Raw genomic sequence first — 12,049 nt, 5'->3', positions numbered from 1 at the left:
CTTTATATAGTGTATCGTTACAGCCAAAATTGGGTATGGGGAAGTTGATGTAGTATGTTTACGGTGCATCAGCACTTGGCCGCAACTCTTGTTGCGAGGTTGCAGCTTGCATAAAGATTTAAATCCTGAATCAAACGTACAGAAACAAGATCCCAGACAACTTTTACGAAGTTAGGGATCTGCGGGTTGCAATTCTCACAAATCAAATAGGATTGCTATAGCTGAGTGTATTTACTTTTATTTATGAATTAGATGATTTCTCCTGCTTGGATTTTTTGATTAATTCCATGTATACATTAATCTCACTAATTTCTAAATCATGCTCAACTCTGGTTACTTTCCATCTCTCCTTTTTTAGGTAAACTTCCTCTCCTACTCTGGGAGTAAATTGGAGATCATAGAACTTTTTGAGAAAATCTTTTTGGTTTTCTTCCCATAATATTACTTTGACTGGTTCTTTGTTCATTGCTTATGCCTTTTTTGTAACTAGATGAAGGTAAGTAGTTTGAGGACATACATACGGCAAGTTTATCTTACTAATTCAATGGAATAGCGTAGTTAAAACCACATTTTCACATTGATATTTTTATAGGGCTTGATTGCATATGATAAAGTTACAGCACAATACCATAACTTTAGTAAGTATTACTATGAAAGTTCAGTTGTTCCTGCGAGGTGTCCGATGACTATCCTTGACCGCCGCCGTCAACTTCAACAACAGATTGCTCAACTTCCTGATGACCAACTGACTCAGGTTGAGCAATATATAGCAATAGCCCGGACTTCTAGTCGCCAGGGCTAGTAATAAATTAAAGTTTTCAAACAACCTCTTACTAATTCAATGTAATAGCGTAGTTAAAACCACATTTTTCACATTGATATTTTTATGTGGCTTGATTGCGTCCGATAAAGTTATAGCGCACCATACCATAACTATAGTAAGTATTCAGGCATATTTTCAGAATATCATTTCATTGCCATACTTCGGACAAAAATTGAGCAGGTTTTATACCTCAAACCCTTATTCAGCCGTGGGCGGGATATTATTTTCAAAGTCAGATGTGGAGCTAACTTTGAAAAAATAGCTCGTTCCTTTGAAACTGTTCAAACAAATGTCCCGAGTATTGTTCATTGGAATTCCCTCCTTATTCAATTCGTTTTCTCTTGACAATGCTTTTTTCGTCGATTCTTCATTGTTTATATTTGATGGATTTAAAAAATATACTGGACTCTTAAAAATGATTTTGCGTTGAACAGCAGCAATAAGATTGCGTGCATAATAGTCACTGGGTACACAAATTAACTCTTCATTTATTTTGCAGAGAAAATTATTTGTAAGTTCTACTGCGTTAACAAATCCCTTTAAAGCAGCTTCTGTTGGATCTCTATCAATATCCCACATCAGAGAAATCAGACTATGCTGTAATCTAACTGCTAAACGCAAAGAGCCTTTTTCAACTTCATCTAAAGCGTGCTGGTCAGTTAAATCGAGAATCGGTTTTTTTGTTTTATCAGCTAGTTCATAGTATTTTTGCTCCAAATTTGTATATTTATCAGCTAGTTCATTTGCAACCGTCCTATGATGCTTGGCTGCTTGTCTATCACTTTCCCCAACAGCGTGAGTAGTAAAAGCACCAACAACAGCTCCAACAGCTAATCCAAGAGCGCCGAAAATAAAAGGAAGCATAAAAACTATGTAATCCTCTGAAATTTAATTCCTATTTTTATGTGGGAAGATAAGGCAGCTGAGAACCAGCAAGCAATTTACTATCTGCTGATGTTAATCCTAGAGATTTAGCAATAGCGACTGATTCCTGTAACCGTTGCATAGCCCCATCTATTCCCGGTGCAATTGGACGATTTGTAATTTCTTGATTAATTGCTGATGCTTGGGCCAAAAACTCTAGATTTTTCTGGTGTTCATAAATCAGTTCGTTCTCAATTGCTTGTAATCTTTCTAATTCTTGTTGAGTTAAAGATTCATAATAGATTTTCACCGTTTGTTTATGGTCATCAAGGATTTTGAAAAACTCGTAAACCATACCCGCAGTTCCAACAACAGCTAAACCTGGTGCGGCTGCGGTTAAAGCGATCGCAATTGGTGGACAAGCTGCTGCTAGTGTTGTGGTTACAAACGCTGTCACACCCCCAATTGCGCCGCCTTTTAGGGTATCTTTCAATGTTTCTATACCGGCTTCTTGTGCAGAAATTTCACCCCGAACTACCCGCAGCGCATTGGTTAGTAACGAAAATGGTGCTGCTGTCGCTACACCAATAGCTGCTCCAAGGGGCGCGGCTTTAACACCTGCTTTGACTGCACCTGTTAGGTTGTCAAAATGCCATTTGGCATTTAGTCTCATTTGCTCCTGCGAAGTCATGGGTTTATCGCCACGGGCTAAATTATCTTTGGCGTTTTCCCACTTGATATTTTTGGAATCATTTGAGCCGCCTTTGCTATGCGGTTTGATATGACTAGCGTGCTTATCTGAGAGGTATTGTTGGGTATTAACATCAGTAGATTTGCCATCAATCCCTGCTCTTTGAGATGGAGGGATTTTATCTAACATTTCTTGGGCTTGTACTCTGGTTCTGATCGGATCACCAGGTCGAATCCCACCTTTATATAATCTACGGGCTGCACTTAAGGATAAATCCTCTAATTGAGCATGTTGAACGTTAATGTTGGCAGCTGCGTTAAAAGCGGAATTATCCTCTTGTTCTTTAGACATGGATAAACAAATATATTGTGATGTATTACGTTTCTTTGCTTCATACCAAAGCATGGTACTGGCTTATTTTCTTATGGTTCCCATTTAGGCATCAGATGCGATCACCTCCGATGAAGTCATGAGCATCCTTATCTGTCACATTTGGGCGCGATCGCATCACCGTCAAACCCAAAAAATGATGCCCCCAACTGACTGTTTTTTTTAGGAATGTGGGATTTAAGTTTTATCGAACAGTTTATTGTTATTTAAAGAGAGACTATATTTCATAAACCATACAGAAAAGTAGCTATGGCAAGTGGTGAAGTATTTGATACCAAGACAAAATCCCTATCTGTGCCAAGGGTAAACCTGCTAACCATGTTCCGGCTGGGTTTATTTCAGATGGGGTTGAGCATGATGTCCATCTTGACTCTGGGAGTACTCAACAGAGTCATGATTCAAGAAATAGCAATTCCGGCGACGCTGGTATCAGTAGTTCTAGCACTGCCCTTATTTGTTGCTCCTTCCCGTGTCTGGTTCGGCCAGATTTCCGATGCCAAGCCGTTATGGGGATACCACCGCACAGCTTATGTATGGGTGGGTGCGGCAATATTTGCGATCGCAGCATTTTTAGCTGTACAAGTAATGTGGCAGATGAATCTTGCCGCTACTAGTGCAGGTGGTTGGGCATGGACAACCCAAACAATCGGCTGGACAGCGCTTTTGGCTTTAGTTTTCGCTGTATACGGTCTAGGAATTTGTGCTAGCGGTACTGCCTTTGCTGCTTTGTTGGTGGATATATCTGAAGAAGATAACCGTTCTAAAGTAGTTGGTGTGGTTTGGTCAATGCTAATGGTAGGGATTATTGTTGGGGCGATTATCAGTGGCAGCTTGCTAAAACAGTTAACGCCAGAAGCAACCGTAGAAACCTTGCAAGGAGCGGTCAACAGGTTGTTTACTATCGTTCCAGCAATTGTATTTGGTTTGGCGATCGCAGCGACATTGGGCGTAGAAAAAAAGTACTCCCAATACTCAACTCGTTCCACACTTGTGAACCGGGAAGACAGCATTACTCTAGGCAATGCTTGGAAAATATTGACAGCTAGCCCACAAACAGGTGTATTTTTCACCTTTTTATTGGTGATGACTATCAGTTTGTTTATGCAAGACCCGATTTTGGAACCTTATGCCGGTCAAGTGTTTAAAATGCCCCTAGCAGAAAGTACCAAATTAAATATTTTTTATGGAACGGGTCTACTGATTGCCTACGGCGTTACGGGCTTTTACATTGTCCCGCGTTTGGGTAAGCGCAGAACTGCACGTCTAGGGTGTATGTTGGTTGCATTCTGTGCAATATTGCTAGGTATATCAGGATTCACAGCTAATGCAGCAGTTCTCAAACTAGGTTTGGTATTGTTCGGTTTAGCCACAGGTTTCTTAACTACAGCAGCAATTAGCTTAATGTTGGATCTCACAGCAGCAGAAGCCGCAGGTACGTTTATTGGGGCATGGGGGTTAGCGCAGTCCCTTTCTAGAGGTGTGGCGGTGGTAATCGGAGGTACAGTTTTGGATATTGGACGCAGGCTGCTACCAAGTCTAGAACTAGCTTATGGACTAGTATTTGCCCTAGAAGCCGTGGGAATGGTACTGTCGATTTGGTTTTTGAATCGGGTGAACGTCACAGAATTTCAAACAAGTACAAAGCTTGCGATCGCTTCGGTTTTAGAAAGCGATTTAGATTAAACTAGAAACTTAAACCAACCCGAATCTACCTAATCTTGGCTCAGGAACGTCTTTGCGCGAGAATTAATCAATGAGTGATTTTTGGACAACAATTCTTGATTTTGCCCAAATTACCACTACCAGAGTGGGCAAGCAGCTTATGCAAGATTTTGGGCAAGTACAGGCTGACCAAAAAGCTGATGGTAGTTTGGTGACGCAAGCAGATAAATGGGCAGATCAGGAAATTCGGGATGCGATCGCTTCTAATTTTTCTGGTTACGGCATTTTGAGCGAAGAGAGCGATCAGTCATTTCCCGGTACGGAGTGGTGCTGGGTAATTGACCCTTTAGACGGTACAACTAACTTTACACGCGGCATTCCCATCTGGACAATTTCTCTGGGTTTACTGTATCAAGGCACACCTATTTTTGGTTATGTTTACGCACCACCGTTGAATCAAGCTTTTCATGGTTTCTGGGCAGGTTCATCTGGTTTAGCAACGCCAACAGGAGCATTTCTCAACTACCACCCGATCCACACCAGTGCTGATAGTCCCAGCAACAATCACTTTTTTAACCTCTGTTCTCGTAGCACCGCAGTGATCAAAAACGGCTTTCCCTGCAAAATTCGGATGTTGGGTGTGGCTAGCTATAACTTTTTGACAGTTGCCACTGGGGCTACTCTCGGTGGTATTGAAGCGACACCAAAAGTTTGGGACTTAGCGGGGGCTTGGGTAATTGTCCAGGCTGCTGGTGGGGTTTGGTTATCGCTCAATTCCGAGCCGTTTCCGTTGTCACCAGGAGAAGATTATAGCGATCGCTCTTTTCCTACCCTTGTTGTCAGTCGTCCCGAATTAGTTCCGGTATTTCAAGCTTTTCTGGATGGCGTAAAAATTTAACTAATCCGCCGCTCTTGTACCTGGAAACAGTGATTTTGTCAACCAGAGCCTGTTGAGCGGCGACATACCCGACATTAAAGTTAACAAAGCCCTAGTCAGACAGAGAATTGAGTATAAATAAAACTGGTAATAATTCTGATTTTAGTTCAATACCAGTGTAGTTACTAACCTAAGCACCATTGTGATTTCCATCACACTGCTTGATTTAGTATAAATAATTTTATGTTGTCTAATTTAGATTTAATTCGAGAGTTTGTGCAAAACTCTATCCAGAAAAAAGAAGTTTTGTTGTCAAATCCTTCTTTGACAGCGCAAACAGTGTACAAGACTAACCAACTAACACTAAAAGCTGAAGGTGTGATTGCTACCGTCCAACTATGTAACACACTATCTGAATTCTGGATTTCTCCAAAATCATCCCAGTGGGAATTGCTAAATCAGGCATTAGCAGAATATAGTTATCTCCTCAAAGGAAAAGTAGATAGTCGAGGTTTCTATCAGTATCAATACTGCGAAGTTCCCAAAGGCTATCGGATGCACTGTACTCAATCTGTGCTTATATGGCGAGCTTGGTGGAAATATCGCAAGTATACTTTAAGACCAGGGATTCCATTAGAACTTCTGATCAGGACACGAGAATCATGGTATCCAATTAGAGATTTAATCATTAGCGACGGACTTCTTTATATCAAAACTTTAGGAAGCGAGATAGCACTTGACTCAGATGACCTGGTTACTTGGTTAAGTAAAATTGATGTAAGTTCCCACAATTAAAGAAATATCTAAGTAAGTAGGCGTGAATAATTAAAAGTTTGTAGTAAAAGGACGTGAAGAAAAATGAAAGGACTTTGGCTCGAAAACAAGCAGTTGCAATTACGCACGGATATTCCCATTCCTGAACCACCAGAGGGAGAAGCCTTGGTACGCGTCTTGCGTGCGGGTATCTGTAATACTGACCTGGAACTACTCAGAGGCTACTATCCTTATAGTGGTATTTTAGGTCATGAATTTGTTGGCGTCGTAGAACAAGGACCAGAACACTTAGTTAACCAACGTGTAGTTGGAGAAATCAACGCTGTGTGTGGGCATTGTCGGTTTTGTCGCAGCGGACAACCAACTCACTGCGAGAATCGCACAGTTTTGGGTATTGTCAACCGTCACGGAGCTTTTGGTGAATATCTCTGTTTGCCGGTGGAAAACCTGCATCCGGTACCTGAGAATGTACCAACAGAAGTAGCAACATTTACTGAACCTTTAGCAGCAGCGTTGGAAATTCAGCAGCAAGTGCCGTTGCGTCCAAATGATCGGGTGCTAGTGGTTGGAGATGGTAAATTAGGGCAGTTAGTAGCCCAGACACTAGCCCTAACTGGCTGTGAACTCTTAGCTGTAGGCCGGCATCAAGATAAACTTGCCAACTTAGAGGCACGAGGGATTAAAACTGGTTTAGCTGATGCTGTTACAGATGGATATTTTGATATATCAGTAGAATGTACTGGCAATCCAGAAGGATTTGCGATCGCTCGTCGCGCCCTCCGTCCCCGTGGCACATTAGTGCTTAAAAGTACTTATGCTGGCAACCTTAGCCTTGATGCTTCTTCTTTAGTAGTGGATGAAATTACCCTCATTGGCTCCCGTTGTGGCCCCTTTGCTCCAGCCCTCCAGCTACTAGCCACAGGACAAGTTGACGTGCAACCCCTGATTCATGCCACCTACCCCCTGATTGAAGGGCTTGCGGCTTTTGAACACGCTCAGAGTCGGGGTGTTTTAAAAATATTGTTAGAGATTGGTCAGTAGTTAGAAGTTGGGATAATTCACCCTTTCCTCATCTGCCTTATTTTCCCATTCCCCACTTTCCACTCCCTAGTACAGATAAGGATTCGTCTTCGGTTGATAGTCCAAACAATGGATTGCTTCTTCTGTATTGGCAATAGATGGGCGTACAGTACATTTGAGACGGTAATTGTCGGTAAAAAATTGACAACCAGTACAAGGAATTTGATGCATTTGCTTGGCTGTATTTACACTATCTCGCGCCGCCGTCCAAAGACTCAAAACAATGAGAATAGTTACTGTCCAAGCACCAACAAAGCAAATCGGGATTAAAAAAGGTTGAATCCCATGAATGAGGAAAGATATCAGTTGAAACACAGTATGTCCTGATACAAATTAGGAGTTAGAAGTATATTAACTCCTAACCGAGGCGGAGCGTCTCCCGCTTTGCTCCTAATTCATAACTTCTTACTATAGAGATATAAGCTAAACACCAGCATGACCGAGCGCTAAACCAGTGACCAGCATTCCCAGAACAAGAAACGGTTGGGCGCTGGCTTGATACTTAACATCATTCTTCACGGGGTCGCGCAGGAAATACATATCCTGTAAGGTGATTTGTGGGATGATTAACAGTACTAGTATTGCTGCATACAAATTCTCATGGATGCTAACGAGATAAGCTGCAATCAATCCTTGAAATACATCAATCGTTACTACACAAATCCAAGCCGCAGTGGTGATGCCAAACATTACGGGTAGTGAATTTAATCCTAGCTGGCGATCGCCTTCTACACTCTTGAAGTCATTGACAATGGCAATACCCAATCCAGCCAAGCTGTAGAACATTGTCAAAATCACAATTGTGGAATTGAGATCACCAAACAAAGCGTGTCCTGTAGACCAAGGTAAGGTGATATAGCTTGCACCCAAGGCGTAGCTGCCTAGCCAGCCGTTTTGCTTGAGTTTCAGGGGAGGTGCAGAATAAATGTAGGCGATCAAAGAACCGATGACCGCGATCGCTGTAATTGTAGGGAATTCATGACCAGACCACACATCTAGCACAAATGCCAAACTAATGCCAGCAATCAGTAATACCCAAATCTGAATAATTACCTGGGGTAGGGGAATTGCCCCAGAAGGAATAGGGCGATAGGGTTCATTGATAGCATCGATTTCGCGATCGTAGTAATCATTCAAGATTTGGGTGTAACCTGTCATCAATGGTCCAGCCAGCAGCATACAAGTTGCTACCTTCAACACATTTTCCAGTGTCCAAGTATAGTTACCCGAAGAAGCCGCACCACAGACTACGCCCCAAATTAGGGGAATCCAGGTAATCGGCTTCATTAGCTGTAAACGAATTTTCCAAATTGAAGTTTCCCCGGGCGCTGCACCTTTCATCCCCAGTAGCTGCCTAGTTTTCGCACTGCGCGAGGCAGATGTGAGCGCTTGCTCATTGAGATTATTTGCCCCTGAGTCTAGTGCCTCAGATGGGTTGGGGTCTGGGGTAATGGGAGTTGATTCTGACATAAGGTTTATTAATGAGTTAGAAGTTAGGAGTAGAGACGCGATTAATCGCGTCTCTACTCCTAACTTAAAACGAAATTATCAAATAATTATTCTGAAACTTTGCTCCAGCAACAGGTCTGCCACTCAGAGCCGGGGGTAGAGAAATATTCCGTCGCTGATCTCCTGCTTCTATAGTGACTTCTGGGCCATATTGGGTGAGCTTGACCTGTTTTTTGTCAAAACCTGGCAAGAATAAGCGTACTTGACGATTGTGGATGTCTATTTCAATTGGTTTGGGAGCCTGTAGAGCTTGTGCTTCAAAGTTAGGTAGCGCGTCTATCAGTGGTTGCCAGTCACCTGTTGGCGAGTCGGGAACGACGCTCACAGGTAAGGGGATAAATTCCTCTGACAGGTTGACATTTGTCTCAGTAGACACAAGCAGAACACCACCGACAGTTAAACCGATTTGTTGAGCACTACCCCACAAATAACGAGCATTTGCTACCTCAATCGGGTCTTCTGTCGTCACTAAGAAAGCAGCGAGACGCTTGGGGTCAGCAAGAGCGGATCTCCCCTTTTCTAAAAAATTATTGACTTGGTTAGTGGGCCCTGCAAAGTTATCTGCTGTCCAGTTGACATTGAAAAAGCTGCTAATCAGGGGTTGAATCAAGGGTGATTCAGTAATTGTTTTCCCCAAATCAGAGTTGAGAAACAATTGCCGAAATCGCCGGACATACCAACTGAGAGATTCTGGCAAACCCAACATTCGCAACGTTAATGAGTCACCCGTGCCATAGTAGACGATCGCATCATATTTGCCACTGGCATCATATTCGCGGATAGCATTCAGGGCCAGGGCGCTGTCCATACCTGGCAATACTACCAGTTCTTGACCAAAAACGTCTTTGAAGATGGGCGTGCGGAGATATTGCGCCTCAAGTTTTTTCACTTCATCCCAGTTGCGTTCTAACAGTACAGATGCTTGAAACTGGACTGCTTGCAAATTGGGAGCGATTTCCTGTGGGTCGGCAGCAATGGGAGTACCCAGCAGAATTGGTAATGCTGGTTCCGGATGTCCTGCTAGGAGTACGCGCTTGCCTTGACTTGCCAATAATTTGGCGGCGGCGATCGCAATTTTGGTACGAGCGGTGCCGCCTTTGCCCAAAAATGTCAATATTAGAGCCATTACTTGATTCCTATTTTCACCGCCGATCTTTTCAACTCCAACTTAGCACTCAATAAAGACTCTCAACCTGTGCTTTCAACTTCAGAGTCCAAAATAAACCCCGCTTTGAGTTCTTTTGACTACACAGGTTTGATTTCATCTTCAAAAAACCAAGTGGAAGAATTGTCGTCAAACAGCACCACTACACCGATACCACCATCGGTGACTTTGTAGCCTTGGATGGTACCCACTTGTCCTAGTTTTTTTACAATGGGGGAAGAAACGCGATCGCGCAAACGAAAGACTTTAACCTTTTGTCCGATTTCCATGCCTAATTACAATGCAATAAACCTTCGTCTCAGTGTAACGGAATCCGTGACTCAGCTCTCATAAATTCAGGGAAGATCAGGGGGATAAGGGAGAAAATCATAACTCCAAACTCCTGTACAGACGCAATTAATCGCGTCTCTCCAAACTCCTGTACAGACGCGATTAATCGCGTCTCTCCAAATTCCTGACCTAACAGCTTAAAATTAAATCAACAACCAAGCAGGTAGATACCCATGTTTGTCACAGCGCAACAGCTAGAACAGCAGATGCCCGATGCAACTCGGTTGTTAAGTGATGAGCCAGAGATGGAAACTTCGTTGCACTATATGCAGCTACTGCTGCTAGTAACTTCCCTTGAGTGGCTGTGGCGTGACTGTAATGATTTCTTTATAGGTGCGAATCTAACGATTTATTTTAGCCGTCAGCAGTTGCGAAATCGAGATTTTCGAGGCCCAGACTTTTTTTTGGTCAAAGACACCGAAAAGCGATCGCGCAATTCCTGGGTAGTCTGGGAGGAAGATGGTCGTTATCCAGATTTGATTATTGAATTACTTTCTGAAAGTACGGCTGATATTGACCGGAATTTGAAGAAAAATCTTTATGAAAATCGATTTCACACACCAGAATATTTTTGGTTTTCACCGGAAAATTTGGAATTTGTGGGTTTTGAATTGGTAGGTAATAAGTATCAAAAAATTACACCAAATACTCAAGGATGGTGTTGGAGCGATGTGCTTAGGCTGTATTTAGGCGTAGAAGGAGGTAAATTGCGCTATTTTACACCCGATGGTGATTTAGTTCCAACACCAGAGGAAGCTGCTATTGCGGCGCAACAGGTGGCTGTTGAGGCACAGCAACAGGCATCGCAAGCACAGCAACAGGCATCGCAAGCACAGCAACAGGCATCGCAAGCGCAATTGCGGTTGGAACAAGAACAGCTGCGATCGCAACGGTTGGCGGAACATTTGCGATCGTTAGGAGCTAATCCAGATAGCTTGAGTTAAGTAACAAAGCTAGTAGTCATGTATCAAACAGAGTCAATTAGTAGGGAAATCAGGTTTGCCAGATGAATTTCACCGCATTCAGGCGGTGCTTAGTGAGACTTGTCAGCCTCTTACTTATGCATCTGAGGAAATTTTACTTGCTAGTGACTTAAATCTTTACTACGATCCCGACCATCCTTTATAGTAGAAACGTTCTGATTGGTACATGGTTTTAGGACTACCTGGTGCTAGCCAACAGCAAGACCTATGCTTAAGTTACGTCATTTGGCAAGAGGGGATTGATCCATTTTTAGCTAAAACAAAAATTCATCTCACATCCAACCTACGGGTCGGATGTGGGATGAATTTTTGTAGTTGAATTACTTGCACCAGGTACAAAACAAGAAGACTTAGGAAAAACACTGCAAGAAGTAAACCGACCCCCAACAAAGTGGGAAGTGGATGAACGCATTTTGCGGGTTCCCTACTACGTTGTCTACGATCCCTATGAAAATCATTTGCGTGCCTTTCAAACTCATAAGCACTCGCTACGAGGCAATATCTTTACCAGAGAACCGCTTATGGTTGGAAGAGTTAGAACTAGGATTGGGTCTTTGGCAAGGTTCTTATCAACAGACCACAGGTTTGTGGTTGCGTTGGTATAATGCAGCGGGTTGGGTGCCGAGGCGAGGAGAACAATCAGAACAAGAGTACCAACGGGCAAAAAGAGAGCAATTGGCAGAATAATTGCGATCGCTGGAAGTTGATCGAGATAGTTTTAATTAAGCATCAAAGGTAGTAGTCATGTATAGGAGTAATCCGCTCCGTCCGCGCCAAGAAACCATCCCAACTTCGGAACCTGATTAGTTCACAAATAGTTAGGATTGCCTGTTAATATTTTTGCGAATTGAATCGTAATTTTTCTTCTACTATCTAAAATATTTTGACCAAAAAGATTATT

12 protein-coding genes and 1 pseudogene are annotated in these 12,049 nt (G+C 42.7%); 6 read left to right on the top strand and 7 right to left on the bottom strand.

What is annotated here, in order from left to right:
* Positions 1-241: 241 nt before the first annotated feature.
* The 3 genes from V7K46_RS31300 to V7K46_RS31290 form a co-directional block, all read right to left on the bottom strand.
* Positions 242-466 carry a hypothetical protein gene (locus V7K46_RS31300; protein ID WP_335120245.1) on the bottom strand — a complete coding sequence of 75 codons (225 nt, stop codon included), beginning with the start codon at positions 464-466 and terminating at the stop codon, positions 242-244.
* Between the two features lie 555 nt (positions 467-1,021).
* Positions 1,022-1,687: a hypothetical protein gene (locus V7K46_RS31295; protein WP_335120243.1), complete on the bottom strand. Its 666-nt coding sequence runs from the start codon at positions 1,685-1,687 to the stop codon at positions 1,022-1,024.
* 37 nt (positions 1,688-1,724) lie between these two features.
* Complete coding sequence (locus V7K46_RS31290; protein ID WP_335120241.1) at positions 1,725-2,729, bottom strand: hypothetical protein; 1,005 nt, start codon at positions 2,727-2,729, stop codon at positions 1,725-1,727.
* A 288-nt stretch (positions 2,730-3,017) separates the two neighbouring features.
* Between V7K46_RS31290 and V7K46_RS31285 the strand changes: the two genes are divergently transcribed.
* The 4 genes from V7K46_RS31285 (at position 3,018) to V7K46_RS31270 (ending at position 7,122) form a co-directional block, all read left to right on the top strand.
* The gene (locus V7K46_RS31285; RefSeq protein WP_335120239.1) at positions 3,018-4,451 is read left to right on the top strand and encodes a BCD family MFS transporter; all 1,434 of its coding nucleotides are present in this window, start codon (positions 3,018-3,020) and stop codon (positions 4,449-4,451) included.
* A 70-nt stretch (positions 4,452-4,521) separates the two neighbouring features.
* A complete protein-coding gene (locus V7K46_RS31280) occupies positions 4,522-5,328 on the top strand; it encodes an inositol monophosphatase family protein (RefSeq protein WP_335120237.1) in 807 nt (268 codons plus the stop codon).
* 222 nt (positions 5,329-5,550) lie between these two features.
* Positions 5,551-6,102: a hypothetical protein gene (locus tag V7K46_RS31275; protein ID WP_335120235.1), complete on the top strand. Its 552-nt coding sequence runs from the start codon at positions 5,551-5,553 to the stop codon at positions 6,100-6,102.
* Between the two features lie 63 nt (positions 6,103-6,165).
* On the top strand, positions 6,166-7,122 hold the full coding sequence (locus tag V7K46_RS31270; protein WP_335120233.1) for an MDR/zinc-dependent alcohol dehydrogenase-like family protein: 957 nt from the start codon (positions 6,166-6,168) through the stop codon (positions 7,120-7,122).
* Positions 7,123-7,188: 66 nt separating this feature from the next.
* On the opposite strand, the gene V7K46_RS31265 is transcribed toward V7K46_RS31270, so the two are convergent.
* The 4 genes from V7K46_RS31265 to petP all read right to left on the bottom strand — a co-directional run bounded on the left by V7K46_RS31265 (position 7,189) and on the right by petP (position 10,104).
* Entirely contained in the window at positions 7,189-7,476 is a 288-nt protein-coding gene (locus tag V7K46_RS31265; RefSeq protein WP_335120231.1) for a hypothetical protein, read from the bottom strand.
* Positions 7,477-7,584: 108 nt separating this feature from the next.
* Positions 7,585-8,631 carry a chlorophyll synthase ChlG gene (chlG, locus tag V7K46_RS31260; protein ID WP_335024098.1) on the bottom strand — a complete coding sequence of 349 codons (1,047 nt, stop codon included), beginning with the start codon at positions 8,629-8,631 and terminating at the stop codon, positions 7,585-7,587.
* Between the two features lie 64 nt (positions 8,632-8,695).
* Positions 8,696-9,796: a Get3/ArsA fold putative tail anchor-mediating ATPase NosAFP gene (locus V7K46_RS31255; RefSeq protein ID WP_335120229.1), complete on the bottom strand. Its 1,101-nt coding sequence runs from the start codon at positions 9,794-9,796 to the stop codon at positions 8,696-8,698.
* Positions 9,797-9,915: 119 nt separating this feature from the next.
* Positions 9,916-10,104: a cytochrome b6f subunit PetP gene (gene petP, locus V7K46_RS31250; RefSeq protein WP_335120227.1), complete on the bottom strand. Its 189-nt coding sequence runs from the start codon at positions 10,102-10,104 to the stop codon at positions 9,916-9,918.
* 234 nt (positions 10,105-10,338) lie between these two features.
* Between petP and V7K46_RS31245 the strand changes: the two genes are divergently transcribed.
* Both V7K46_RS31245 and V7K46_RS31240 read left to right on the top strand, forming a co-directional pair.
* Positions 10,339-11,109, top strand: a complete 771-nt coding sequence (locus tag V7K46_RS31245) for a Uma2 family endonuclease (protein ID WP_335120225.1) — start codon at positions 10,339-10,341, stop codon at positions 11,107-11,109.
* 22 nt (positions 11,110-11,131) lie between these two features.
* Positions 11,132-11,835 (top strand): annotated as a pseudogene (locus V7K46_RS31240) (hypothetical protein).
* The last annotated feature ends 214 nt before the right edge of the window (positions 11,836-12,049 follow it).

Origin of the sequence: Nostoc sp. (assembly GCF_036917395.1) — a bacterium.
Lineage (GTDB): Bacteria > Cyanobacteriota > Cyanobacteriia > Cyanobacteriales > Nostocaceae > Nostoc.
This window is presented reverse-complemented; position numbering and strand designations above follow the sequence as displayed.

Coding starts and splice junctions, on each gene's coding strand:
- V7K46_RS31300 (WP_335120245.1), bottom strand. CDS start 466: ATGAACAAAGAACCAGTCAAAGTAATATTATGGGAAGAAAACCAAAAA.
- V7K46_RS31295 (WP_335120243.1), bottom strand. CDS start 1,687: ATGCTTCCTTTTATTTTCGGCGCTCTTGGATTAGCTGTTGGAGCTGTT.
- V7K46_RS31290 (WP_335120241.1), bottom strand. CDS start 2,729: ATGTCTAAAGAACAAGAGGATAATTCCGCTTTTAACGCAGCTGCCAAC.
- V7K46_RS31285 (WP_335120239.1), top strand. CDS start 3,018: ATGGCAAGTGGTGAAGTATTTGATACCAAGACAAAATCCCTATCTGTG.
- V7K46_RS31280 (WP_335120237.1), top strand. CDS start 4,522: ATGAGTGATTTTTGGACAACAATTCTTGATTTTGCCCAAATTACCACT.
- V7K46_RS31275 (WP_335120235.1), top strand. CDS start 5,551: ATGTTGTCTAATTTAGATTTAATTCGAGAGTTTGTGCAAAACTCTATC.
- V7K46_RS31270 (WP_335120233.1), top strand. CDS start 6,166: ATGAAAGGACTTTGGCTCGAAAACAAGCAGTTGCAATTACGCACGGAT.
- chlG (WP_335024098.1), bottom strand. CDS start 8,631: ATGTCAGAATCAACTCCCATTACCCCAGACCCCAACCCATCTGAGGCA.
- V7K46_RS31255 (WP_335120229.1), bottom strand. CDS start 9,796: ATGGCTCTAATATTGACATTTTTGGGCAAAGGCGGCACCGCTCGTACC.
- petP (WP_335120227.1), bottom strand. CDS start 10,104: ATGGAAATCGGACAAAAGGTTAAAGTCTTTCGTTTGCGCGATCGCGTT.
- V7K46_RS31245 (WP_335120225.1), top strand. CDS start 10,339: ATGTTTGTCACAGCGCAACAGCTAGAACAGCAGATGCCCGATGCAACT.